This is a genomic window from Nonomuraea sp. NPDC004186 (assembly GCF_053603495.1).
In genome coordinates, this window is the sequence record NZ_JBSGFQ010000121.1 from 1 (window position 1) to 24511 (window position 24511).

17 protein-coding genes are annotated in these 24511 nt (G+C 71.6%); 13 read left to right on the forward strand and 4 right to left on the reverse strand.

Going from position 1 to position 24511, the window contains the following annotated elements; genetic code table 11:
* The 12 genes from ACWEPL_RS53825 to ACWEPL_RS53880 form a co-directional block, all read left to right on the forward strand.
* Nucleotides 1-1015 (forward strand): substrate-binding domain-containing protein (locus ACWEPL_RS53825; protein WP_452441097.1); only part of this gene is annotated, 1015 nt, incomplete at its 5' end.
* 64 nt (nucleotides 1016-1079) lie between these two features.
* Nucleotides 1080-2402, forward strand: a complete 1323-nt coding sequence (locus ACWEPL_RS53830) for an ABC transporter substrate-binding protein (RefSeq protein WP_452441099.1) — start codon at nucleotides 1080-1082, stop codon at nucleotides 2400-2402.
* A 34-nt stretch (nucleotides 2403-2436) separates the two neighbouring features.
* Complete coding sequence (locus ACWEPL_RS53835; RefSeq protein WP_452441101.1) at nucleotides 2437-3327, forward strand: carbohydrate ABC transporter permease; 891 nt, start codon at nucleotides 2437-2439, stop codon at nucleotides 3325-3327.
* The gene (locus ACWEPL_RS53840) at nucleotides 3320-4165 is read left to right on the forward strand and encodes a carbohydrate ABC transporter permease (RefSeq protein WP_363975718.1); all 846 of its coding nucleotides are present in this window, start codon (nucleotides 3320-3322) and stop codon (nucleotides 4163-4165) included. Before ACWEPL_RS53835 ends, ACWEPL_RS53840 begins: the two co-directional genes overlap by 8 nt.
* A gap of 25 nt (nucleotides 4166-4190) precedes the next feature.
* A complete protein-coding gene (locus tag ACWEPL_RS53845) occupies nucleotides 4191-5210 on the forward strand; it encodes a Gfo/Idh/MocA family protein (protein WP_452441103.1) in 1020 nt (339 codons plus the stop codon).
* Nucleotides 5207-5983, forward strand: a complete 777-nt coding sequence (locus ACWEPL_RS53850) for a sugar phosphate isomerase/epimerase family protein (RefSeq protein ID WP_452441105.1) — start codon at nucleotides 5207-5209, stop codon at nucleotides 5981-5983. Before ACWEPL_RS53845 ends, ACWEPL_RS53850 begins: the two co-directional genes overlap by 4 nt.
* A complete protein-coding gene (locus ACWEPL_RS53855) occupies nucleotides 5980-6999 on the forward strand; it encodes an NAD-dependent epimerase/dehydratase family protein (RefSeq protein ID WP_452441106.1) in 1020 nt (339 codons plus the stop codon). Before ACWEPL_RS53850 ends, ACWEPL_RS53855 begins: the two co-directional genes overlap by 4 nt.
* The gene (locus ACWEPL_RS53860) at nucleotides 6999-8069 is read left to right on the forward strand and encodes a dihydrodipicolinate synthase family protein (protein WP_452441107.1); all 1071 of its coding nucleotides are present in this window, start codon (nucleotides 6999-7001) and stop codon (nucleotides 8067-8069) included. The genes ACWEPL_RS53855 and ACWEPL_RS53860 overlap by 1 nt, the downstream gene beginning before the upstream one ends.
* The gene (locus ACWEPL_RS53865; RefSeq protein ID WP_452441108.1) at nucleotides 8066-11929 is read left to right on the forward strand and encodes an alginate lyase family protein; all 3864 of its coding nucleotides are present in this window, start codon (nucleotides 8066-8068) and stop codon (nucleotides 11927-11929) included. Before ACWEPL_RS53860 ends, ACWEPL_RS53865 begins: the two co-directional genes overlap by 4 nt.
* A 9-nt stretch (nucleotides 11930-11938) precedes the next feature.
* On the forward strand, nucleotides 11939-12541 hold the full coding sequence (locus ACWEPL_RS53870) for a GNAT family N-acetyltransferase (RefSeq protein WP_452441109.1): 603 nt from the start codon (nucleotides 11939-11941) through the stop codon (nucleotides 12539-12541).
* Nucleotides 12542-12554: 13 nt separating this feature from the next.
* Complete coding sequence (locus tag ACWEPL_RS53875) at nucleotides 12555-13802, forward strand: carbohydrate-binding protein (RefSeq protein WP_452441110.1); 1248 nt, start codon at nucleotides 12555-12557, stop codon at nucleotides 13800-13802.
* A 136-nt stretch (nucleotides 13803-13938) separates the two neighbouring features.
* A complete protein-coding gene (locus ACWEPL_RS53880; RefSeq protein WP_452441111.1) occupies nucleotides 13939-15585 on the forward strand; it encodes a beta-N-acetylhexosaminidase in 1647 nt (548 codons plus the stop codon).
* A gap of 14 nt (nucleotides 15586-15599) precedes the next feature.
* Here the strand turns inward: ACWEPL_RS53880 and ACWEPL_RS53885 are convergent, their stop codons facing one another.
* The 4 genes from ACWEPL_RS53885 to ACWEPL_RS53900 all read right to left on the reverse strand — a co-directional run bounded on the left by ACWEPL_RS53885 (nucleotide 15600) and on the right by ACWEPL_RS53900 (nucleotide 21195).
* Nucleotides 15600-16598 (reverse strand): LacI family DNA-binding transcriptional regulator, encoded by a 999-nt coding sequence (locus ACWEPL_RS53885; RefSeq protein WP_452441112.1) that lies wholly within the window; start codon nucleotides 16596-16598, stop codon nucleotides 15600-15602.
* 92 nt (nucleotides 16599-16690) lie between these two features.
* The gene (locus tag ACWEPL_RS53890; protein WP_452441113.1) at nucleotides 16691-19144 is read right to left on the reverse strand and encodes a glycoside hydrolase family 3 C-terminal domain-containing protein; all 2454 of its coding nucleotides are present in this window, start codon (nucleotides 19142-19144) and stop codon (nucleotides 16691-16693) included.
* Nucleotides 19141-19755, reverse strand: a complete 615-nt coding sequence (locus ACWEPL_RS53895) for a DUF305 domain-containing protein (protein ID WP_452441114.1) — start codon at nucleotides 19753-19755, stop codon at nucleotides 19141-19143. Before ACWEPL_RS53895 ends, ACWEPL_RS53890 begins: the two co-directional genes overlap by 4 nt.
* 90 nt (nucleotides 19756-19845) lie before the next feature.
* Nucleotides 19846-21195 carry a DUF1996 domain-containing protein gene (locus tag ACWEPL_RS53900; RefSeq protein WP_452441115.1) on the reverse strand — a complete coding sequence of 450 codons (1350 nt, stop codon included), beginning with the start codon at nucleotides 21193-21195 and terminating at the stop codon, nucleotides 19846-19848.
* A 342-nt stretch (nucleotides 21196-21537) separates the two neighbouring features.
* Between ACWEPL_RS53900 and ACWEPL_RS53905 the strand changes: the two genes are divergently transcribed.
* Complete coding sequence (locus ACWEPL_RS53905) at nucleotides 21538-24498, forward strand: discoidin domain-containing protein (RefSeq protein WP_452441116.1); 2961 nt, start codon at nucleotides 21538-21540, stop codon at nucleotides 24496-24498.
* The last annotated feature ends 13 nt before the right edge of the window (nucleotides 24499-24511 follow it).

Below are 24511 nucleotides of genomic sequence, written 5' to 3' on the forward strand. Positions count from 1 at the left end.
CTGGCCCGTCGGCAGCCGGCTGCCGACGGAGCGGGAGCTGGCCGCGACCTTCGGCGTCGGGGTCAACACCGTCCGTCGGGCGGTGGGGATCCTCGTGGACGAAGGCGTCGTGGTGCGGCGGCAGGGTTCGGGCACCTACGTGGCGAGCCGGCCCGCGCCGACGGGCCGCAGGCTCATCGGCGTGCTCGTCCCCTCGACCTCGTACTACTACCCGCGGGTCATCGAAGGCATCGAGCGGGCGCTGACCGCGGCCGGCGCCGGAGTCATTCTCGCCAGCTCCGAGAATCAACCCGGCCTGGAGCACGCCCAGACCCGCAGGCTTCTCGACAGCGGAGTCGAGGGGCTCATCCTCGTGCCGAACCTGAACGTCATGGACGACCCTCAGGCGCACATCGAGGCCCTGCGCAAACTGCCCGTCCCGTACGTGCTGGTCGAACGCCGTCCGACGGTGCTGGAGCCGGACGACCCGACCTCCTACGTCGTCACCAACCATGTGGGCGGCGTCCACGCCGCGGTCCGGCACCTGGTCGGGCTCGGCCACTCCAGGATCGGCTTCGTCGGGCGGGTCAGAACGGGGACGGCCGACGTCGTCACCGATGGATTCGAGCGCGCGATCCGGGCCTTGGGCGTCGAACGGGTCACCGAGGCGGTCGTCAGGCGCACCGAGTGGCCGGCCGAGGAACTGTTCGCCTTCGCCCGGGACTGCCGCGACCACCGCGTGAGCGCCGTGTTCTGCCATGGCGACCGCGACGCCGCGTCGCTCGTCGTCCAGGCGCGCAGGCTCGGCCTGCGGGTGCCGGAGGACCTGGCGCTCGTCGCCTACGACGATGACGTCGTCGACCTGACCGACCCTCCGCTCACCGCGGTGGCCCCGCCGAAGCCGGAGGTCGGGGCGCTGGCCGCGGAGCTGCTCCTGCGCCGCATCGACGACCCCGCCGCCCCGGCCCACCGGATCGAACTGCAGCCCCGGCTGGTCGTGCGAGGGTCCTGCGGCGGGACCCCCACGACTCCTTAGCCACCCAGAACGACCTTTTCGTCGCCTCAGACGACGCGTCACCCCACGGAGAGCAGGTACCCCCATGCCTGAAAGAGAACGTTCCAAAATCGCCGCGCTCGGGACGGCCCTGATCCTGACCCTGACCACAACCGCGGCCTGCGGCGGAGGCGGCGACGAGACGGCCGGTGGCAAGGTCGCCCTGACGCTGGGCTACTACGCCGAAGTCGGCGGCCCCGCGGACGGCCTGATGCGCAAGCTGGTCGACCAGTTCACCAAGGCCAACCCCGGCATCGAGGTGAAGATCGAGTCCGCCGACTACGACCAGTTCTACAAGCGCCTGCGCACCCAGCTCGCCGGCGGCCAGGCACCCGACGTATGGCTGTCCGACGGCGTCCTCGTCCAGGAGTTCAGCGGCCGCAACAGCCTGCGCGACCTCACCGCGTACGCCTCCGACATCAACCCCGCCGACTACTACGGCATCGACATCATCAAGAAGGGCGACCCGCGGGGACGGCTGTTCGGCTTCCCGCAGGGCGCCCAGTCCACCGCGCTGTTCTACAACAAGGCGATCTTCGCCAAGGCCGGGGTGGAGCCGCCGACCGCGGACTGGACCTACGACGACCTCCTCGCCGCGGCCAAGAAGCTCACCCAGGACACCAACGGCGACGGCAAGACCGACATCTACGGCTTCCGCGCCTACTCGCCCAGTTTCGTGGAGAGCTGGTGGCCGATGGTCAAGGCCTTCGGCGGTGACGTCCTCGCCGACGACGGGAGGATCGCGATCGACAGCCCGCAGAGCCGCGATGCCCTCACCTGGATGAACAGGGCGATGCATGAGGAGAGGGTCGCCCCGGATCCGGTGACGACCGAGGCCCTGGGCAAGTCCCAGATCCTGTTCCCGAGCGGCATCGTGGCGATGCAGTTCGGCATCTACGCCCGGATCCAGACCGCGGCCCAGGGCAAGATCGACATGGGGGTCGTACCGCTGCCGAAGGGGCCGAACGGGCAGCGCGGCGACCTCGCCAACATCAACTCCTGGGTGGTCAACCGCGCCTCGTCCGAGCCCAAGGCCGCGGCCGCCTGGAAGTGGATCAAGTTCTTCGCCGGCGAGGGGCCGCAGGCCGCGTGGATGTCCACCGGCGAGGCCATCCCGATCAACAAGAAGGTCGCGCAGACCCCGGCGTTCCTCAACCCCGGCACGCCTCCCACCGACCGCAAGCCCTTCACCGACGCCCTCGCGGACGCCGATGACATCGGCCTGAGCCCGGTGTGGAGCGAGTACACCGCCGCGATCACCAAACAGGTCACCAGCGCGCTGTCGAAGCAGACCGGGATCGAGGACGCGCTGAAGACCGCGCAGACCGACGCCCAGGCTGTCGTCGACCGGTTCAAGCCGGCCGGATGACCCGGCACGTCAAGGAACGGGAAGGGGGCGAGAAGTGACGATCACGACCGGATCCGGAAAGGTCGCCGAGAGGTTGTGGGCGAGCCTGTTCGCCTCCCCCTACCTGGCCCACCTCGTCCTGCTCACGGCCTGGCCCGTGCTGGCCCTGAGTTATCTCAGCTTCACCGACTACGACACCGTCTCCCCGCCGAACTGGATCGGCCTGGACAACTACGCCAGGCTGCTGAAGGACGAGCACTTCTGGAACAGCCTGCTCAACACGGGCCTGTTCGCCCTCCTGTACGTGCCGGCGCAGACGGTCCTGGCGCTGGTCCTGGCCGTCGGCCTCAACCAGCGGTTGACGTTCATGCCGTTGCTGCGCGGCGCCTATTTCGTCCCGGTCGTCTCGTCCTGGGTGGTCATCGCCTACGTCGCCGACGCGGTGTTCAACCCGCGCACCGGTTCGGCCAACACCGTCCTCGGCTGGTTCGGCGTCGACCCGCAGAACTGGCTCGACAGCCCCGCGCTGGTCATCCCGACCCTCGCCCTGGTGGCGGTCTGGAAGGGCGTCGGCTACATGATGGTGCTCTTCCTGGCCGGGTTGCAGTCCATTCCGAAGTCGCTGTACGAGGCCGCCGAGATGGACGGCGCCGGGCCCGTCCGCCGCTTCCGGCACATCACCGTGCCGGCCGTGTCCGGGACGACGTTCCTGGTCCTGGTGCTGTCGACGATCTCGGTCCTTCAGGCCTTCGAGCAGGTCTACGTCATGACGGGCGGCGGGCCGGGCGATGCCAGCGAGGTGACCGTCCTGTACATGTACCGGCAGGGCTTCGAGTACTTCCAGATGGGCTATGCGGCCGCGGTCGCCTGGGTGCTGTTCGGCATCACCCTCGTCCTCACCCTCGTCCAGCTCTGGCTGCAGCGGAAGTGGGTGCATTATGCCTAGCCGCGCTCTCAAGCGCCGGGTGCGGCCCGGCCGCCTGCTGGCCTACGTGTTCGTCGTCTCCGGCGCCGCGATCATGCTGCTGCCGTTCGTGACGTCCCTGTTCAACTCGCTCAAGTCCTACGCCGACTTCATCGCCATCCCGCCGACGCTGCTGCCCGACCCGCCGGTCTGGTCGAACTACACCGACGTGTGGGCCCGGGCCCCATTCGCGTCGTACGCGATCAACAGCTTCGTCATCGCGGGACTGGCGACGGCCGGGGCCGTGATCAGCAGTGCGATGGTCGGGCACGCGATGGCCCGCATGCGCCTGCCGCTGCGCGACGCCCTGCTGACCGCCGCGCTCGCCACGCTCATGCTGCCGACGGTGGTGACGATCATCCCGACGTTCATCATGTTCCGCGAATTCGGCTGGCTGGACACCTTCCTGCCGCTGATCGTCCCGTTCTGGCTCGCCACCCCCTTCGGGATCTTCCTGATGCGTCAGGCGTTCCTGGCCATCCCCGCCGACTTCATGGAGGCCGCCGCCCTCGACGGCGCCGGCCTCTGGAAGATCTTCACGCGGATCCACCTGCCGCTGGTCAAGCCGTCCCTGGCGACGCTCGCCGTCTTCACCTTCATGACGTCCTGGGGCGCGGTCCTCGAACCGACGGTCTACCTGATCTCCCCGGAGAAGCTGACCCTCCCCATCGGGGTGATGGGCCTGCGCGGTCAGTTCGTCGGCAACGACCAACTGGTGACCGCCGGAGCCCTGATGTCGCTCGTCCCGATCCTCGTGGTCTTCATCGTCGCCCAGCGCTACTTCGTGCGCGGCGCGGCGGCCTCCGGCCTCAAGGGCTGACCTCTCCCAAGCCAAGGAGTTGTTTGTGCTTACCAACGAGCCCTCGTTCCGGCTCGGCCTCATCGGCACCGGCATCGTCGGCGACCTGCACCTGCGGGCCGCGCGGAACCTGCCCCAGGTCACGGTCGGCGCGGTCTGCGACATCCGCGCCGACGCCGCGCGGCGCGCGGCCGAGGAGGCGGGAGCCACCGCCTACACCTCGCACCGGGAGATGCTCGCCCGCGAGCGGCTGGACGGCGTGATCATCACCTCGCCGCACAACCTGCACGCCGAGATGACCGTGGACGCGGCCGGCGCGGGTGTGCACGTCCTGGTGGAGAAGCCGATGGCCACCACGGTCGCCGACTGCACCGCGATGATAGAAGCCTGCGAGGCCGCGGGGGTGACGCTCGCCGTCGGGCACGTGCTGCGCTTCAGCGCCCATGCCCGTCAGGTCGCGGCGCTCCTGGCCTCCGGTGAGCTCGGCCCGGTCCACGCGATCAGCCACCGCAGAACGGCCCATTACGAGCGTGGCTCGCGTCCCGACTGGTTCTTCGACCCGGTCGCGGCCGGCGGCGGCATCGTGATGAACGTCGGCACCCATGGTCTCGACCGCATCCAGTGGCTCGGCGCCGGCGAGATCGAGTCGGTCCACGCCCACCTGTGGAGGCGGCGCGGCCTGGACATCGAGACCGACGCGGTCGGCGTCATCGGCCTGTCGAGCGGCGTCAAGGCGAACTTCCTGTTCACCAGCGCCGGCCTGCCCTACACCGACGAGACGCTCGTGATCTGCGAACGGGGCTCGCTGCGCTGGTCGGCCACCGAGGGCACCTTCGTCAGCGACGGCGGTGCCGAACGGCAGATCACGCCGGGCGGGGACCACCCGGAGGCGGCCTTCACCGAGCAGCTCGCCGACTTCGCCGATGCCTGCACGACTGGCCGCCCGCCGCTGGTCGGGGGTGACTACGGCCGGTCCGTCGTGGCCGCGGTCCTGACGATCTACGAGTCGGCCGTCCGCGATCGCCCAGAAACGGTCGGTTCCGCCTTGCTGAGGAACCCGGCATGAGCGGCCGCCTGGCCTTCAGCACCCTCGGCTGCCCCGGCGCGCCGGTCGAGCAGGTGATCGAGCTGGCACGCGAGCACGGCTGCGAAGGCATCGAGCTCCGGTGTGCCACCGGCGAGATCCTGCCGCCCACGGCCACCGACGCCGAGGCCCGGACGGTCGGGGCCCGGTTCGCGGAAGCGGGCATCGAGATCATCTGCCTCGCCTCCTACGTGCGGGTCGGGATGCCGGGCGAGGGGGCCGCGCTCGCCCGGCATCTGGAGCTCGCGCGGCTGGCCGGCGCGTCGTTCGTACGGGTCTTCGGAGGAGACCCGGACGACCCCGGGGTGGCGGGCCGCGCCGTCACGACCCTGCGGGCCGAGGCCGGGAGCGCCGCACGGTCCGGGGTGCGGATCCTGCTCGAAACGCATGACGCCTTCCTCACCGGACGCGCCGTCGCCGACGTGCTCTCCCAGGTCGGCTCCCCGCACGTCGGAGCCCTCTGGGACGTCGTCAACCCGTGGCGTGCGGGTGAGCCCCCGGCCGTCACGGCCGAGGCGCTGCGCCCCTGGCTGGCCCACGTACAGGTGAAGGACGTCACCTCCACCACCGACCTCGCGCCCGTGCTGCCGGGCGCCGGAGCCGTGCCCCTCGACGCGTTCGCCGGGGAACTGACCCGTCTCGGCTACGGCGGCTGGACCTGCCTGGAGTGGGAGGCCGCCTGGTACCCGCAGGCCGCGCCCCTGCATGAGGCCCTGTCCGCCTTCCGCTCGCTGATGTCGGAGGACATCCGATGATCGAGAACCTGAACGATCCGCTCGAAGCGCTCTCCACACCGTCCGAGGCCGTGGCCGACGGCCTCGCCCGCACCGCGGGCGACCTGATGCTGCTGGGCGCCGGAGGCAAGATCGGCCCCGGCCTCGCGGTGATGGCCCGCCGGGCCCTCGACGCCCGCCGTTCCACCGCCCGGGTGATCGCCGTCGCGCGCACCCTCTCCGGCGAGGACGAGGCGTTCATGAAGCAGGCCGGAGTGGAGATCGTCCGGGCCGACCTGCTCGACGACGCCGACCTGGCCCGCCTGCCCGAGGCCGAGCGCGTCGTCTACCTGGCCGGACGCAAGTTCGGCACGCACGGCTCCGAACACGGCACGTGGGCGCTCAACACCTACCTGCCGGGACGCGTCATGCAGCGCTTCCCGGGATCCCGCGTCGTCGCCTTCTCCACCGGGAACGTCTACCCCCTCGTCCCGGTGGCCGGCGGCGGAGCCGACGAGGACACCCCTTCGAGCCCGGCCGGTGAATACGCGCAGTCCTGCCTCGGCCGCGAACGCATCATCGAGCACTTCTCGCGCGTCCAGGGCACCCCGGCCGCCATCGTCCGCCTCAACTACGCCGTCGAGATGCGCTACGGCGTCCTGCTCGAACTGGCGCAGGCCGTCCACCGGGGCGAGCCGATCGACCTGGCGACGGGCAGCGTCAACGTCATCTGGCAGGGCGACGTCAACGCCATGACGCTGCGCCTCTTCGAGCACTGCGCCACCCCACCGCTGATCCTCAACATGGCCGGACCCGAGACCGCGTCGGTCCGCTGGCTGGCCGGACAGCTGGCCGCCCGCCTCGGGGTCACGCCGCGCCTCATCGGTGACGAGGAGCCGACGGCCCTGCTCTCCAACGCCGCACGCTCGCACGACCTGTTCGGCTACCCGACCGTCCCGCTGATGCGCCTGCTCGACGCCACCGCCCGCTGGGTGGCCTCCGGGGGAGCGGTGCACGGCAAGGCCACCCACTTCCAAGAACGAGAAGGACGCTTCTGATGCCAGCCATCCTGGCGCCCTCCGCAGCACGCACCCTGCTGGAAGGCGTCATCATCCCCGCGCACCCCCTCGTCATCGCCGCCGACGGCACGCTCGACGAGCGCCGCCAGCGAGCGCTGACCCGGTACTACCTCGACGCCGGAGCGGGTGGCCTCGCCGTAGGCGTCCACACCACCCAGTTCGGCATCCGTGCGGCGGGTCTGCTGGAGCCGGTGTTGCGGCTGGCCGCGGACGAAGCCGCCACGGCCGGCACCCGGGCGAGCGGCCCGGCCCCGGTGCTGGTCGCGGGCGTGGCAGGCGGTACGGCGGAGGCCGTCCGCGAGGCCGAGCTGGCCGCCTCCCTGGGCTACGACCTGGCCATGGTCATCCTGCGCGGCCTGGACCACCTGCCCGATCGCGAGCTCGTCGCCCACCTGGCCGAGATCGGTGAGGTGCTGCCGCTCTGCGGGTTCTACCTGCAGCCGGCCGTGGGCGGTCGCGTCCTCGGCGTGGACTTCTGGCGCCGGGCGGCCCAGCTCCCGGCGCTACGTGCGGTGAAGATCGCGCCGTTCGACCGCTACCGCACGATCGACGTGGTCCGGGCGGTCTGTGAGTCCGGCCGGGCCGAGGAGATCGCCCTGTACACCGGTAACGACGACAACATCCTGGTCGACCTGCTCACCGAGTTCTCGGTGGAGGTGGAAGGCAAGCCGGTCGTCAAGCGCATCGTCGGCGGACTGCTCGGCCAGACGGCGGTGTGGACCCACCGGGCCGTGGAGCTGCTGCACCGCGCCCACGAGGCGGTCAGGAGCGGACAGGTGGACGCCGGGCTGCTCACGCTCGCCGCGCGGCTCACCGACGCCAACGGCGCGGTCTTCGACGTGGCGCACGGGTTCGCGGGCTGCATCGCCGGAGTGCACGAGGTGCTGCGCCGCCAGGGCCTGCTGGCCGAGGTACGGCTGCTCGACCCGGCCGAGGGCCTGTCGCCCGGCCAGGCCGAGGAGCTCGACCGCGTCATCGCCGCCTACCCCGAGCTGGTGGACGACGAGTTCGTCGCCCGGCACCGCGACGCGTGGCTGGAGGCGGCATGAAGAAGATCACCGCCTTACTGGCGGCGCTGATCGTGGCCTCGACACCGCTTCAGGCGATGCCCGCCACCGCCGCCACCGTCGCCGCCGACGGGCCCAACCTGGTGCCGAACCCCGGGTTCGAGACGACCACGCCCTCCACCGAAGCCTGCCCGGCACCCGCCTGGTGCACGCCGTGGCAGAGCTCCACCTACGCGATCGACACCACGGTGGCCGCGGAGGGCGGCCGGTCGATGCGGATCGACGGCTCGCCGACCAAGAAGATCGGCGGGTACGTCACCGTCCCGCTCAACCAGACGACCACCCCCATCGTGCACATCTCCGCCAAGGTGAAGCTCGACGCGATCACCCTGGCCGACTACACCGACTTCCCCGGCGCGGCCCGCGTCTCGCTCAACTTCAGCTACGTCGACAGCGCGGGGACCACCGTCTACACCGGCTCCGGCCTGCTCGGCGGCATCCTCACCGGCACCAGGGACTGGAGCGCCGTGGAGGGCACCTTCAAGGTGCCGCCGCTGACCACGCGGGTCCAGATCATCAACACCGTGCAGACCTCCACGGGCACCATGTGGGTGGACGACGTGCGGGTGACGCCGGGGTCGGCCTGGCTCTATCCCGAACGCGCCGCCAAGAAGGCCGCGCCGGGCAGCGACGCCACGTTCCTGGTCACGGTCACCAACCGGCGCGCCGTGGCCGACACCCTGCGGCTCGCGGTGGACCGCGGCACGGTGAGCCCGGCGGTGACCGCGCCACTGAAGCCGGGGGAGTCCACGCTGGTCACGGTGACCGTTCCGGGCTCCGCCGTACTGACCGCCACGCCCAGTGGTGACGCGGCATCGGCACAGCGGGCCACGCTCACGGTGGAGGAGGCCACCGCCAAGGGCGGCGAACCTCGGGTCTACGCGACGCCCGCGGAGCTGGACACCCTGCGCGAGCGCATCGCGGGTCGGCCGTGGGCGGCCAAGGCCTTCGACACCACGGTCAAGGCGGAGGCCGACGCCTGGCTGGGCAGGCCGCTGGACAAGACGGTCTTCCACGGCGGCTGGAGCGGCAACTTCAAATGCCCCGGCACCAACACCATGCTGACCTTCGACTACGACAGCCCCACGAGCCATCGGTGCCCGCTCGACGGCAAGACCTACAGCGGCGAGCCGTACGACAGCGCATGGGTGGAGATCTGGCACAACAACGCCGCGCAGGGCGCTTCCGACCTGGCGCTCGCCTACCGGGTGACCGGCGGTGAGCAGTACGCGGCCAAAGCGCGTGACATCCTGCTCTACTACGCCGACCGGTTCCTGTCCGTGCCGCTCAACCCGCTCTACGGGCGCATCCACTACCAGTCGCTGGACGAGGCGGTCGCGGCCATCGGGCTGATCGACGCCTACGACCTGATCCGCGACGGCCTCACCGAGGCCGAGCGGGTGAACATCGAGGGCAATCTGCTGCGCCCGCTGGCCGAGCTGCTGATCTCCAGCCCGATGGCGACCTCCAACTTCCAGGCCTGGACGGCCGCGGCGGTGCACGGGGTCGGCGCGGCGATCGACGACGCCGGACTGCGCGATGCCGCGCTGAAGGACACCGAGTTCCTGCTGGACAAGGCGATCGTGAGCGACGGCTGGTGGTGGGAGGGCTCGGCCAGCTACCACCTGTACGCGCTCCAGGCGCTCACCCAGGTCGCCATCTCGGCGCGGGAGAAGGACTACCCGCACGATCCGCGCTTCAAGTCGATGTACACCACGCTCCTGCCGTACCTGTATCCGGACCTGACCGTCCCCGCGGCCGGTGACGGCGGCACCTGGGGACGGAGGTTCGGCCCCAACTTCACGATGTTCGCCGAATGGGCCTATGCCACCTACGACGACCCCGACTTCGCCGCCGGGCTCGGGCTGGCCTACCACAATCTCGGCCAGCCGCGAGGCGACCGGTGGGCGCTGCGGTACGGCGCCGACGAGATCCCGAAGAGCCCAGGTGTACGGCAGCGCAGCACCACCTTCCGCGGCCTGGGCGAGACCGTGCTGCGCGGGGGCGAGCCGGCCAACCTCGTCCCCAACGGGGACTTCACGGAGGCGGCACTGGAGGACGCGGGCAAGCCGGCCTTCTGGGCGCTGACCGGGACCTGGAAGAAGGGCGCGGTGACGGGCCAGGCGACCCAGACCTTCCCGGTGGACGGCACTCGCCTGTCACATCTGCGGCTGTCGGCCCTGGGCCGCGGATCGGTCAAGCTGACCTTCCTCGACCGGAAGGGCAGGAAGATCAGCGCGACCGAGGGAGAGAAGGAGCTCCAGGTACCGGTCAAGGCGCGTGCCGTACGGCTGGCGATCGACGGCGGCTTCGAGCGGCTCGACCTGTGGCCGGCCGACCTGGCCCGGGACGGCGGCTTCGAGGACGGCGGCACGTCCTGGGCCCGCGAGGGCCGCACGGCGATCTCGCCGCTCGCCTATCGCGGCGGCTCGGCGGCGACGGCCACGCAAGGGCGCTGGAGCAGCGACATCCCGGTCACCGGCGGCCTCGTCGGCGCCGTCGAGCTGAAGGCGCGGGTCCAGGGGATCGGCCGGATCGAGCTGTCGTTCGTGAAGAAGGACGGCACGACCACCGAGCCCGTCTCCACAGCCTTCGCAGGCACCTGGAAGGCCGCCGGGGTGCACGGCCCGGTTCCGCGTGAGGCGGTCGCGGCGCGGGTGTCCCTCGTCTCGGACAGGGGCGTGGGGTTCTTCGACGACGTCGCCCTGCTGTACGGCTCGGCGGTGGACCCCTTCCAGGCCGACGCGATCCGGATGGACCACGGCATCCCGGGCGGCAGCCACGGCCACGCCGACAAGCTGCACGTCGACGTGACCGGCGGCGGGCTGCAGTCGACCGATCTCGGCATGGTCTACGGCTCCGACAACGCCGACCTGACCAACAACTGGTACCGCGAGAGCGTCTCGCACAACACGGTCGTCGTGGACGGCCGAAGCCAGGACCGCACCATGCGCGGCTCGCTGAACTTCTTCGGCACCACCCCCGGGCTGCGGGTGGCCGACGCCGGAGCCAAGGACGGGGACGTGGCCATCCGCCGCGCGGACCTGATGACCGACCGCTACACACTCGACGTGTTCGACGCCTCGGGGAGCACCGCGCACCGCTACGACCAGTCGTGGCACGGGCAGGGGACGCTGGAGGTGAGCGGGCCCGCCATGACGCCGCCGCCCTGCGGCGACTGCGTGCTCGACCCGGCCGACACCGACTTCGGCTACCACCGGCTCAAGCGGGTCGCCGAGGGCACGGCGGCGGACGGGCGGTGGCAGGCGCAGTGGACCTCCGACACGGCGGTGCTCTCGCTGCGGTCGCTGGAGCCGACCTCGACCGGGGTCCTGCACACCAGCGGGCCGGGCGAGGCCACCACCGGCAAGCCCATCCCGTTCCTGCTGGCCAGACGGGAGGGGACGGCGCGGACGCGGTTCACCACGCTGATCGAGACCCGCTCGCTGGCGGACCGGCCGGCCGTGAGCGAGGCCCGGCGAATCGCCGACGGGCACGTGCGGGTCGACCTGACCGCCGGCCTCCGCGACGACGTGCTCTTCGACTCCGGCTACGCGCTGCTCAGGCGGGCCGCGAACGGCGCACCGGTCAGCGTGGACCTGATGCGCCGCGCCGCGGTCTCCGTGGACGGCGTCGACTGGGTCAGGGTCTCGCAGCCGATCGAGCGGGCGTCGGTGGCCTACGCCGGGTCCGAGCTGCGGCTGACCGTGCCGCGCGGAGCGACCGGGCGGTATGAGATCTCGGTCCACGCACCAGGTGTACGAGATGTCACCTTGAATGGACAGTCCGTGAAATACGTCCGATCCGGCGACAGGGTCACCGTCGCCGTCACGGTCTCCTAGGAGCTCGCGATGGCGGCGCTCCTGCGGCCCTACCATCCTGCCGACCTGGCCGGAATCTACCGGGTGTGCCTGCTCGTCGACGGGGCGGGCCGGGCGGAGGCGCCCCGCTTCCACGCCCCCGACCTGCCCGGTCACCTCTACGCGGGGCCGTACGCGGTCGCCGATCCCGGCCTGGCCTCCGTCGTCGCCGACGAGCAGGGGATCGGCGGCTACGTCGTCGCCACCGCGTGCACCGAGAAGTTCCTCGGGTGGGCCCGCGAGCACTGGTGGCCGGTGCTGCGCGAGCAGTACCCCCGCCGTCCCGATCCCGGCGACGGCACCCTCGACCACCGCTACGTCGATGTGATCCACGACTACCCGGACGCGCCTCGGCCCTGGTTCACCAGCCACCCGGCCCAGGCGCACATCAAGCTCGCCGCGCGGCTGCGGGGCACGGGCTGGGGCCACCGCCTCATGTCGGCCCTGATCGCGTCGTTGCGGGAACGGCAGGTGCCCGGCCTGCACCTCGGCGTCGCCGAGACCAACGTCCGGGCCCTGGCCTTCTATGCCGCGCTCGGCTTCATCGAAGCCGAGCGTCACCCCTGGGGACGCACGCTCGTCCTCGATCTCTGAACAGGAGCCAGCCATGAGAGGAAAGGTCCTCACCGCACTCGTCTCCCTCTTCGCCCTCGTCCCCGGCACCGCCCTGGCCGCACCCCGCGTCAACACCTTCGAACGGCCCGAACGGGGCACCGCCTACACCCTGAGCCAGTGGGCGGCCGACGGCTGGAGCGCGCCCTGGCAGGAGGGCATGGACACCCGTACCTGGATCGACGGCTACAACTTCAACCACTCGGGCGGCAAGTCGCTGCGCGTCTTCTACCCCAAGGGCAAGATCGGACCGGCCGACTCCGGCGCCCAGGCGCCGCTCGCGCTGACCCCGGCCCGCGAGTACTACCTGTCCTACTGGGCGCGCTACAGCAGCGACTTCAGCTGGGGCAGCACGGAGTTCGCCGGGAAGCTGGGACTCGGTCTGGCGGGCGGCGCCGCGTGCTCGGGAGGCCAGGTCTGCGACGGCTACAACGGCTTCAGCTCGCGCATGATCTGGCGGCGCAACAACGGCCAGGCGGCGATCTACTACTACCACATGGGTCACGCCGGGCAGTACGGCGACTACGCCGTGCTCAAGCGCAACGGCGTCGACATCCTCTATCCGCGCGGGGAGTGGTTCAACGTCGTCCAGAGGCTCAAGGTCAACACCGTCACCAACGGCAACGCCAACCCCGACGGCGAAATCGAGATCTTCTACAACGGCGTCTCGGCCGCCACCGTCACCGGGCTGCGCTTCGTGCGCAACGGCGACCTGATCGACAGGGCCTACTTCTCCTCCTTCTTCGGCGGGGCGACCACCGACTTCGCGCCCGCCAACGACTCCTGGATCTGGTACGACGACCTCAAGGTGTCGACCAACCGGGCCGACATCTGCGAGCTGGCGCCCGGTGGCTGCCACACCCGCACCTTCGAGGCCGAGAACTACAGCGCGATGAAGGGCGTCATCACCGAGCCCACGCCCGACACGGGCGGCGGGCAGCACGTCGGCTCCTTCGACAGCACCGACTGGATCGCCTTCGGCGGGGTCACCATCCCGTCGGCCGGGCGCTACCTGGTGGAGTACCGCGTCGCGTCGCCGAACAACGGCGGGGTGATCTCGCTGGACCTCAACGAGGGCGCCACCCCGCTCGGAAACATCGACGTGCCGAACACCGGGAGCTGGTCGAGCTACCGGACGATCTCCCGTGAAGTCGACCTGCCCGCCGGGACACACCAGTTCGGCGTCTACGCGGTGACGGGCGGCTTCAACCTCAACAGGTGGAAGATCACCCGGCTCTACTGAACCGCTACGAGGGAGCACCCGGACAGGCCGTGATGGTGCGCGGCCTGTCCGGGCCGCAACCCGTCCACGCCATACGACCGTCGGCGTCGTCCGCGCGCCGCCGTCAAGCCCTTCCGCGACCTGTGAGGAAAGCCGCATGAGCCTCGTCCCCTTGCCCGCCGCCGCGGTCCCGGCCCGCGGCGCCTTCACCCTCACCACGGAAACCGGCCTGACGGCGCCGGACGCCCTGCACGGAGTCCTGGCGTGGTTACAGGGCACCCTGCGCGCGGGGACCGGGCTGCCCCTGCGCGAGTCGGCGTCCGGCTCGATCCGGCTGGAACTCGAGCCCGATCTCGCCCCCGAGTCCTACCGGCTGCGGGTCACCCCCGACCACGTGCGCATCGAGGGCGGCGACCCCGCAGGCGTGTTCTACGGCTGCCAGACGCTGCTGCAACTGATGCCGCCCGCCGTACACCGCCGCTCACCCACCACCCCCGGCACGGACTGGGTCATCGGCGCGACCAGCGTCACCGACGCGCCGCGGTTTCCGTGGCGCGGCGTCCTGCTCGACGTCGCACGGCACTTCATGCCGGTGCACGGCGTGCTCAGGTTCATCGACCAGATGGCGGCGCACCGGCTCAACCGGCTCCACCTGCACCTCACCGACGACCAGGGCTGGCGTCTGGAGATCGGCCGCTACCCCCGTCTGACCGCGGTGGGAGGGTGGCGTACGGAGACACAGCTAGGTTCCGGGCCCGACGCGGGCACCGACGGCCGGCCGCACGGCGGCTACTACACCCATGACGACATCCGGGAGATCGTCGCCTACGCCGCCGGACGTTTCATCACCGTCGTGCCGGAGATCGAGATGCCCGGTCATGTCCGCGCCGCCCTGGCCGCCTACCCCGAACTGGGCGCCGGGGCGGAGCGACTTCCGGTGTGGACCCGCTGGGGCATCGACGATCACGTGCTCAACGCCGAGGAGCGCACCGTCAGGTTCTTCTGCGACGTGCTGGACGAGGTGATCGATCTGTTCCCGTCGCCGTACGTCTGCGTGGGCGGCGACGAGGCCCCGAAGACCCGCCTGCGCGACGATCCCGCCTCGTGGGCCAGAGCCGCCGAACTCGGGCTCGACAGCGTGGACCGGCTGCCGGGATGGTTCCTGGGGCGCATCGGCCGCCACCTGGCCGGGCACGGCCGCCGCATGCTCGGCTGGGACGACCTGCTCGAAGGCGACCTGCCGGCCGGGACGACGCTCCTGTCCTGGCGCGGCATGTCCGGCGCCGTCGTCGCGGCCCGCCGGGGACACGATGTGATCAGCTGCCCCGACAACCACGCCTATCTCGACTACCGGCAGTCCGACCTGGACATCGAGCCGATACCGCAGTCCGTCGTCCTGGACCTCGACCGCGTCTACGCCTTCGAGCCCGTGCCCGCGGAGCTTTCTCCCGAGGAGGCCTGCCATGTGATCGGGGGCCAGGCCAACATCTGGACGGAGTACATGGACTCCGGACGTGTGGTCGACTATTTCGCCTTTCCCCGCCTGGCGGCGATCGCGGAAGTCCTGTGGACTCCGGCCCGCCTGCGTGACCTGCCCGGTTTCCGCGAGCGCATGGAAACCCACCTGCTGCGCCTGGAAGCCATGGGGATCGAGTTCCGCCGGGCGCAGGGCCCGGAACCGTGGCAACAACGGCCCGGGATCGCCGGACGCCCCAGGACCGAGGAGGAACGCGACGCCCACATCGCCCGCATCACCGGCCGGTCGTACCCCCAGGCGAAGGCGTTGACGGGACACACCCCGTAGGGCCGCGGCGGAGGTCAGGCGGACCGGCGGACGACGAGAGCCGGATCGAAGATCACCGAGGTCGGCGGAAGGCCCGGCTCCTCGATGCGGGCCAGGAGCAGGCGGGCCATCTCGGCGGCCATGTCCTCCACCGGGTGGCGGACCGTGGTGAGCGGCGGACGGCAGGCGGTGGCCACGCTGCTGTCGTCGAAACCCACGACCGCGACGTCCTCGGGAACCCGGCGGCCGTGCTGCCGCAGCGCGGGAAGGGCCCCCTGGGCCATGAGGTCGTTGCCCACGAACAGGCCGTCGAGGTCGGGATGTTCGGCCAGGAGCCGTTCCATGGCGGCCTCCCCGCTGCCGTAGGTGAACCCGCCCTCGGCGCAGGGGATGTAGGAGTGGCCGTGCGCCGCCATGGCGTCGCGGAAGCCGGCCAGCCGCTCCTGGCTCGCGGGCACGTCGAGCGGGCCGGAGATCGTGGCGATCCGCCGCCGCCCCAGTGCCCACAGATGGTCGGCGGCGAGCTTCGCCCCGGCCCGGTGGTCGACGTCGACGTAGCTGATGGGGATGGGCCGGGCCGGTTTGGCGAACAGTACCGTCGGCACCCGCGCCTCGACGAGGAGCGCGGGAAGGGGGTCCTCGGCGTGGGTGGACACCAGCGCGGCCCCGTCGGCGTTGCCCTGCCGGAGGTAGGTGACGATCTGGTCGCGACTCTGGTCGGTCTCGGCGAACATCAGAGTGGGATGCACGCCGCGCGTGCTCAGGAAGCTCACGACGCCGGCCACCACGCGTCCGAAGAACGGGTCGGTGAAGACGGTGAAGCGCTGGTCGTCGTCGCCGTCCCCGGCACCGGAGACGACCAGCCCGATCGCGCCGGTCCTCCTCGTCACCAGAGACCGCGCCGCCGAGTTGGGCACGTATCCGATCGCGCTGATGGCGTGGCGCACCTTCTCCTGGATCGCGGGATCGACGTTGCGGATGCCGTTGATCACCCTGGAGACGGTGGCGCGCGAGACCCCCGCCACGCGCGCCACGTCTTCCAGGGTGGGGAGGGATTGCGATGCCGGGAGCCGAGGGGTCATGTGGGCTTTATAGCAGAGAAGGGGAGAGCGCTCTCCAAAGCGGTTCACCCGAATACGGCGGCGGACAACGGAAGGTCGGCCGACGAGCGGCCGGCCAGGACGGTGAAGCCGCCGGGTTCGGTGTGCCAGGCGCCCTGCCCGGCGTCCCAGTGCTGGAAGGCCCGGGCCGGGAGCCGCACGTCCACCTCGACGCTCTCGCCGGGCCGCGCCTCGGCCGTGGCATGGCCCGCCAGCCAGCGCGGCGGGCGGGCGAGGGACGTCTCCGGTCGCGCCAGGTAGACCTGGACGACCTCGCGCCCCGGCCGCTCGCCGATGTTGCGCACCCGTACGCGGACCGTCACCGGCAGCCCAGGGGCGGCCTCGGCGGGCACCGACAGCTCCTCGTACGCCCAGGTGGTGTAGCCCAGCCCGTGCCCGAACCAGTACGCCGGAGGCTCCGCCTCGCGCAGCCAGGCACGGTAGCCGATGTCCAGGCCCTCGGCGTAGGTGAGCGTGCCGTCCACGGGAACGGTGGAGACCAGGGACCGGCCGGCGAAGGTGACGGGCAGGCGGCCGCCGGGCTCGGCCCGCCCGAACAGGACGTCCGCCAGCCCGTGCCCCGCCTCCTGCCCGGGGAACCAGCTCAGCAGCACGGCCGGCACCTCCTCGCGCCACGGGAGGGCGACGGGGCCACCGGCGTTGACGATCACGATGGTGGCCGGGTTGGCCGCCGCCACCGTCCGGACGAGCTCGTCCTGGGGGCCGGGGAGGTTCAGGTCCGTCCGGTCGGCGCCCTCGCTCTCGGCGTCCTGACCGGTCCCCACCACCACGACGGCAAGGTCGGCGGAGCGCGCGAGGTCGGCCGCGGCCCGCAGCCCGGCCGTCTCCCCCGGCCGGGGCGGGCCGGCGGCCAGCGCCGAGGCCACTCCGCTTCCGGGGTCGAGACGCCGCCGGGACACCAGTTCGACGTCCCGGCCCGCCTCGAGCGGCAGCCGGGCCGTCCGGTACGGCGGGGAGAGGTGCACGGTCGCCGGGTCGTCGGTGTCGCGTTCCACCTCCTCGTCGATCAGCACGCGGCCGTCGGCTTCCAGGGTGACGCGACCCCAGCCCGCGACGCCCAGCTCCCACGGCCCGGTGACGTCGGGGCGCAGGAGCGCGCGGATCTCGACGACCGCCGCGCGGGCGGGCACCGTGCGCGCCGGCTCCGGAACGTGGCCGGTCAGGCGGTGCTCGGCGTGGAGCTCCCGGCCGGCGGCGTCCAGCAGCCGGACCAGCAGGCCGGGCTCGCCGGTGCGCGGGTCCCGGGCGTTTCCCGTGCCGAGGGGGGTGGGACGGGCGCCGTGCGAGACGCCGGGGCAGTGGACCACCTCCACCGTGGCGGGCAGGGCTTCCCGGATGCCGTCGAGGAGCGACACCGTGCGCCGGGGGTACACACCCGCGCTGCCGCCGCCCTGGATCCGGGGGGTGACGGCGTTCGGCCCGAGCACCGCGACCCGGCGCGGCCGGTCGGGGTCCAGGGGGAGCAGCCCTCCTTCGTTGCGCAGGAGCACCGCGCTCGCCGCGACCGCGCGCCGCAGCAGCGTCCGCGCCGCGCGCCCGCCTTCCGGAGCCCCGGACGCCGGGCCGATCGGGAGGTCCGGCGGCCAGGGGTCGTCCGCCGGAAGGCCGAGCGCGCCGACCCGGGCGGCCAGCAGAAGCAGCCGCCTGACCTTGTCGTCGATCGCGGCCTCGGGCACCTGCCCGTCGCGCACGGCGGCGGCCAGCGCCGGCCCCCATGGGCCCTCGGGGCCCGGCATGGCGAGGTCCTGCGCGGCCCGGCCCGCCGGAGCCGTGGAGCGGACGGCCCCCCAGTCCGACACCACCACCCCGTCGAACCCCCACTCGTCCTTCAACGGGTTCGCCAGCAGCGGGTTCTCCGACATCGTGATCGAGTTCACCGCGTTGTAGGCGGACATGACGACCCACACGCCCGCCGCCACCGCGGTCTCGAACGGCGCCAGGTACAGCTCGCGCAGCGTCCGCTCGTCGATCCGCGCGTCGAGGGTGAGCCGTTCGGTCTCGGAGTCGTTGGCGACGTAGTGCTTGGCGGTGGCCGCGACCCCGCCCGCCTGGATTCCGCCGATGAGGGCGGCGCCGATCCGGCCGGCCAGCACCGGGTCCTCCGAGTAGCACTCGAAGTGGCGGCCGGCGAGCGGCGAGCGGTGCAGGTTCAGCGTCGGGGCGAGCAGGACGTGCACCCCCTTGCGCCGCGCCTCGCCGGCGAGCAGCCCGCCGAGCAGGCCGACCAGGTGCTCGTCCCAGGTGGCGGCCAGCGCGGTCGGGCAGGGCAGGGTCAGGGAGGTGTCCCTCTCGTCCCAGCCTTCCCCGCGGACGCCGGCCGGTCCGTCGGAGAACACCATGGCCCGCAGCCCGATGTCCGGCTCGGCGCCGGTGCGCCACACGCTCGCACCGGTGACCAGGCGCGCCTTCTGCTCCAGGTCGAGCTTGCTCACGAGGCGATCGATGTCGTCGTCGGTCACACACGTTCCCTTCGTATCTCGATCTCGGTCAGCAGGTCGCGCTCGGCCGTCCGGCTCCGCACGATCGCGGCGGCGAGGTCCCTGGTGGCGCGGTCCGCCCCGGAGACCTGCTCCGATCGGGACACCAGGGCCGTCTGCTCGACGTGCTCGCGCAGCCGGGTCAGGAAGAGCCGGTCGAAGGCGCCGCCCGTGGCGGCCCCGAGCGCCGCCAGCTCGTCCGGGGTGGCCATGCCCGGCATGTCGTGCCCTTCGTGCGGGTTCCGCGCAGGCAGTCCGGTACGGCCGAGCTCGGCCCGCAGGCGTCGCAACTCCGCTGCGTGAGCCTGCCGGAGACGGCCCGCCGGCCCTCGTACGGCGGGCGAACCCCCGCGTCCCGCACCGAGGTCGAGCAGGAGCAGCGCCCGCTCCTCCATCGCGATCATCAGTTGCAGCCAGGCGGTGTCGGTGGCGTTGAACCCGGCGGCCGTGGCGGGCAGGACGGCGCCGGCAGCGGGCGGATGCGAGGCATGCCGGTCGTGTGATCCAGGTCCGGCGGAACGGGCGAGGCAGCCTCCCACCAGGGCGACCGCCGCCCCGAGCACCAGGAGCAGGACCGCGGGGCCGTGTCTCATGCGAAGTCCCTCGATCAGGTCGGGCCGTGCCGGGCACCGGGTCACGGCGCCCGGCACGGTGATCAGGTCCCCGGGTGAGCCGGGCGGGGGTCAGGGCAGCTCGAAGTTCTCGGTGAGGGCGGCGCCGCGGTGCGGCTTGTACTGGTCGTATCCCCGCGGGTCGCACTGCAGGCCGCCGTTGATGCAGTGCGTCACCAGCGCGTCCAGGATGGCGGGGTCGTCCCAGGCGTTGAAGAAGTCGTAGTGCCAGGTGTAACCGCGCCCGCTGGCCAGCCGCGCCTGCGACAGGTCGCCGCCGGCGGGGAAGGCGATCTTGAACTCCAGCATCGGCACCGCGACCGGGTGGCTGGCCGGGCAGTAGCCGCCGGCCGGGTAGGCCATGTGGCTCTTGTGGTCGGCACTGTCGAGGTGGACGCCGTCCCAGCAGCTCGGCGCCTGGTACCGGACGTTCACCTGGGTACCCGTCGCGCACGACTGCGGGATGTCCCAGCTGTGTGAGATGTCCCCGCACTCGAAGCCCTCGACCGCGCCAGGGGAGTCACGGAACTGCTCCAGCGTCGCCGTCGGGCTGCCCACGACGAAGCGCAGCCCCTGCGGGAACGGCTGGACCCGCCAGTACTCCAGGATCCCGGACTTGTAGTAGATGACCTGGTTCCCGATCGGCTGGATCAACTGGTCGCCCTTGTAGAAGCTGGGGAACCAGTACGCGGACCGGTCGTGCGGGTTGGTGCAGGACGTGCCGCCGGCGAGCAGCGAGGTCGCCGTGCTGGCGGCGTTCGTCGTCCTGTTCCCGACGAAGGTGTGCATGTGGGACGCGCCGGGAAGGCCGGGGTAGACGATGGGGTCGTCGGGACGGTTGGCGGTCCAGGAGCAGTTGGCCTGGAATTCGTGGTGCGTCACCTGGTCGGTGAAGGTCGGCCTCGGCCTGGGGGTGGTCCCGTCGCCTCCGGCGCCGTACACCTTGAACTCCCACAGGGAGTAGCCGTAGCCGGTGCCGCGCGCCGTGCCGTACATCCGCACGTACCGGCCGGTGCCGGACACCTGGAGGGTCTGGCTGCCTCCGGTGCCGGACGTGGTGGAGTAGACATCGCTCCAGCTCTGCCCGTCGGGCGAGGTCTGGATCTTGAACGCCTTGCCGAAGGCGCCCTCCCAGACCAGCAGGACCTGGGAGATGGTCGCCGGACCGCCGAGGTCGACCTGCAGCCACTGCGGGTCGGCCGCGAGGCTGGACCAGCGGGTCGCGGTGTCGCCGTCGACGGCCGCTCCGGGGCCGTATCCCGCTCCCTCCACCGAGGAGGCGGTGACGACGCGGCCTTGCGAGAGCAGGGCGTCCGCCGCGCGGGCCGGCGCGATCACGAGCAGCGCGGTGGCGACGACCGTGGCCAGCGCGCCGGCGAACAGGGCCAGGTTGAGCCTGGCGGGTCTTCGGGAGGATTTCATGATCTCTCCTTGGGGGAACCGTCGGACCGGCAAGGAGAGCGCTCTCCAACGAGAGTCGTACGCCGGGTCGCGCTTGTCAAGGCGCGATGACTCCGACCGGAAGGAGAAGTTCACCCGGCCGACACACTGGCATCCGCTCAAAGCCAATGACCTGCGTACATTCGAGTTGGATGTTTCGTGCGGGTGAGCGGCGGATTTCCAGATCGCGGGAAATGGGCCTTGACTGGGTCCGATTTGCCGGGCACTCTCGCCGGTACGGAGAGCGCTCTCCCTCTGTCGCCGGTGCGGCGACCACCCCCCATGTTCGGAGGAGAGACAGTGCGTCCAGCTCGAAGTCCCGGCTTGTCGCGATCGGCCCTGGTCGTCGTCACCCTGGTGGGGCTGCTCCTTTCCGGCCTGGCCTGGCCCGGCCCCGCCTCCGCGGCCGACACCCTGCTGTCACAGGGGAAGCCGGCGACGGCGTCCTCGTCGGAGGGGGCCGCCTACGCCGCCGCGGCCGCCGTCGACGGCGACACCGCCAGCCGGTGGTCGAGCTCGTTCAGCGACCCCCAATGGCTGCAGGTCGACCTCGGCGCCCCGGCGACGATCAGCAAGGTCGTCCTGATCTGGGAGACCGCGTACGGCAAGGCGTTCACCCTCCAGACCTCGCCCGACGGCGCGAACTGGACCGACGTCTACCAGACCGCCGCCGGCACCGGCGGCACGCAGACCCTCGCCGTCACCGGCAGCGGCCGGTACGTGCGCATGCACGGCATGGCGCGCGGCACCGGCTACGGCTACTCCCTGTGGGAGTTCCAGGTCTACGGCCAGACCGGCGGACCTCCGGGAGGCGACTGGACGGAGGTGTGGAAGGACGACTTCACCGGCCAGGCCGGCACTTCCCCCGCGGCCGGCGACTGGATCCTGCGCACCGGGACCCAGTATCCGGGCGGCCCGGCGAAGTGGGGTACCGGAGAGGTCGAGACGATGAGCGCCTCCACGGCGAACGTGTCCCTCGACGGCTCCGGCCATCTGAACATCAAGGCGATCAGGGACGCCTCCGGCGCCTGGACCTCGGGCCGGGTCGAGACGCAGCGCACCGACTTCGAGCCGAGGCCGGGGGAGATGCTGAGGTTCAGCGCCCGCGTCAAGCAGCCCGACGTCCCCGGCGCGCTCGGCTACTGGCCGGGCTTCCGCGCGACCGGCGCCGCCTTCCGCGGCAACCACACCAACTGGCCGTCGATCGGCGAGACCGACATCATGACCGACGTCAACGGCCGCGACCAGCTCGCCAACACCCTGCACTGCGGCACCGCCCCCGGCGGAGCCTGCAACGAGTACGACGGCCGCACCAGCGGCTTCGCCACCTGCGGCGGCTGCCAGAGCGACTACCACGACTACGCGCAGGTCATCGACCGCACCACGACGGACGAGGAGATCCGCTTCTACCTCGACGGCAGGCAGACCTGGGTGGTGCGGCAGAGCCAGGTCGGCGTGGCAGCCTGGAACGCCGCCGTCCACCACGGCTTCTACCTGCGCCTGGACCTGGCGATCGGCGGCTCCCTGCCCGACGCGATCGCGGGCCGCACCACGCCGGTCGCCGCCACCACCTCCGGCGGCGTGCTGAGCGTGGATCGCGTCGTGGTCGAACGGCGGTCCGGCACGACGCCCACCGCCATGGCCGACCCGCCCGTTCCCGCCGGGCCGAGCACGGTGAAGGTCACCGGCTCGCAGGGCAACTGGCAGCTGCAGGTGAACGGGTCGCCCTACCTGGTCAAGGGTGTGACCTACGGCCCGCCGCAGGGAGCGGCCGACGCGTACATGCGGGACCTGGCCGCCATGGGCGTCAACACGATCCGGATCTGGGGCGTCGACGACACCGCCACCCCCGTGCTGCTCGACACCGCCGCCCGGCACGGCATCAAGGTCATCGTCGGTCACTGGCTCAACCAGGGTGCCGACTACGTGAACGACACCGCCTACAAGACCAGCGTGAAGAACGAGATCGTCGCCCGGGTCAACGCGCTGAAGAACCGCCAGGGCGTGCTGATGTGGGACGTCGGCAACGAGGTCATCCTCACCATGCAGGACCACGGGCTGCCCGCGGACGTCGTCGAGCAGCGGCGGGTGGCCTACGCCAGGTTCGTCGACGAGGTGGCCGGGGCGGTCCACGCCGCCGACCCGAACCACCCGGTGACCTCCACCGACGCCTGGACCGGCGCCTGGCCGTACTACAAGGCGTACTCCCCGGCGCTCGACCTGCTCGCCGTCAACGCCTACGGCGCACTCAAGAGCGTCAAGGACGACTGGTCCAAGGGCGGCTACACCAAGCCGTACATCGTCACCGAGTCCGGCCCGGACGGTGAGTGGGAGGTCGCGAACGACGTCAACGGGCAACCCACCGAGCCGACTGACCTGCAGAAACGCGACATGTACAGCGCGAGCTGGGACGCGATCCGCGGCCATCCCGGGGTGGCGCTCGGCATGACCGCCTTCAACTACGGGCTGGAGAACGACTTCGGCGGGGTCTGGCTGAACGTCCTCACCGGAGGGTGGCGGCGGCTGGGGTACCACGCGCTGAAGCAGGCCTACACCGGGCAGTCCTCCGCGAACACCCCGCCGCGGATCACCTCGATGACCGTCGGCTCTCAGACCGAGGTGCCCGCCGGGCGCACCTTCACGGTGGACGCCGCGGTCACCGATCCCGACGGCGACCCGATCCGCTACAACCTGATGTTCAGCGACAAGCACGTCACCGGGAACCGGGGACTGCGGCACGTCTCCTTCACCCAGACCGGCCCGGGACGGTTCTCGGTGACCGCCCCCGAGCAGCTGGGCGTGTGGAAGGTGTACGTCTACGCCTACGACGGCCAGGGCGGCGTCGGCATCGAGCAACGCTCGTTCCGCGTGGTCCCGCCGGTCGTGGACGGGACGAACGTGGCACGCGGGAAGCCCACCACCGCCTCCAGCTTCCAGCCGACCGGCGACGGCGGGCCGTTCACCCCTGATCGCGCCACCGACGGCAGCTTCACCACCAGGTGGGCCAGCGAGTGGGCCGATCCCCAGTGGATCACTGTCGACCTCGGCCAGGTCACCGCGCTCAAGCAGGTCCAGCTCGGCTGGGAGGCCGCCTACGGCAAGGCCTACCAGATCCAGACCTCGGCCAACGGCGCCGACTGGGCCACCGCCTACGGCACCACCACCGGCGACGGCGGTTTCGACCAGATCCCCCTGAACGCCTCCGCCCGGTACGTCCGGCTGAACCTCACCCAGCGAGGCACCGCGTACGGCTACTCGCTGTGGGAGTTCGGCGTCTACAGCTGACGCGCCCGGTGAC

What these genes read in the sequence shown, in the direction of transcription:
- ACWEPL_RS53830 (WP_452441099.1), top strand. Translation starts at nt 1,080, where the DNA reads ATGCCTGAAAGAGAACGTTCCAAAATCGCCGCGCTCGGGACGGCCCTG.
- ACWEPL_RS53840 (WP_363975718.1), top strand. Translation starts at nt 3,320, where the DNA reads ATGCCTAGCCGCGCTCTCAAGCGCCGGGTGCGGCCCGGCCGCCTGCTG.
- ACWEPL_RS53850 (WP_452441105.1), top strand. Translation starts at nt 5,207, where the DNA reads ATGAGCGGCCGCCTGGCCTTCAGCACCCTCGGCTGCCCCGGCGCGCCG.
- ACWEPL_RS53855 (WP_452441106.1), top strand. Translation starts at nt 5,980, where the DNA reads ATGATCGAGAACCTGAACGATCCGCTCGAAGCGCTCTCCACACCGTCC.
- ACWEPL_RS53860 (WP_452441107.1), top strand. Translation starts at nt 6,999, where the DNA reads ATGCCAGCCATCCTGGCGCCCTCCGCAGCACGCACCCTGCTGGAAGGC.
- ACWEPL_RS53865 (WP_452441108.1), top strand. Translation starts at nt 8,066, where the DNA reads ATGAAGAAGATCACCGCCTTACTGGCGGCGCTGATCGTGGCCTCGACA.
- ACWEPL_RS53870 (WP_452441109.1), top strand. Translation starts at nt 11,939, where the DNA reads ATGGCGGCGCTCCTGCGGCCCTACCATCCTGCCGACCTGGCCGGAATC.
- ACWEPL_RS53875 (WP_452441110.1), top strand. Translation starts at nt 12,555, where the DNA reads ATGAGAGGAAAGGTCCTCACCGCACTCGTCTCCCTCTTCGCCCTCGTC.
- ACWEPL_RS53880 (WP_452441111.1), top strand. Translation starts at nt 13,939, where the DNA reads ATGAGCCTCGTCCCCTTGCCCGCCGCCGCGGTCCCGGCCCGCGGCGCC.
- ACWEPL_RS53895 (WP_452441114.1), bottom strand. Translation starts at nt 19,755, where the DNA reads ATGAGACACGGCCCCGCGGTCCTGCTCCTGGTGCTCGGGGCGGCGGTC.
- ACWEPL_RS53900 (WP_452441115.1), bottom strand. Translation starts at nt 21,195, where the DNA reads ATGAAATCCTCCCGAAGACCCGCCAGGCTCAACCTGGCCCTGTTCGCC.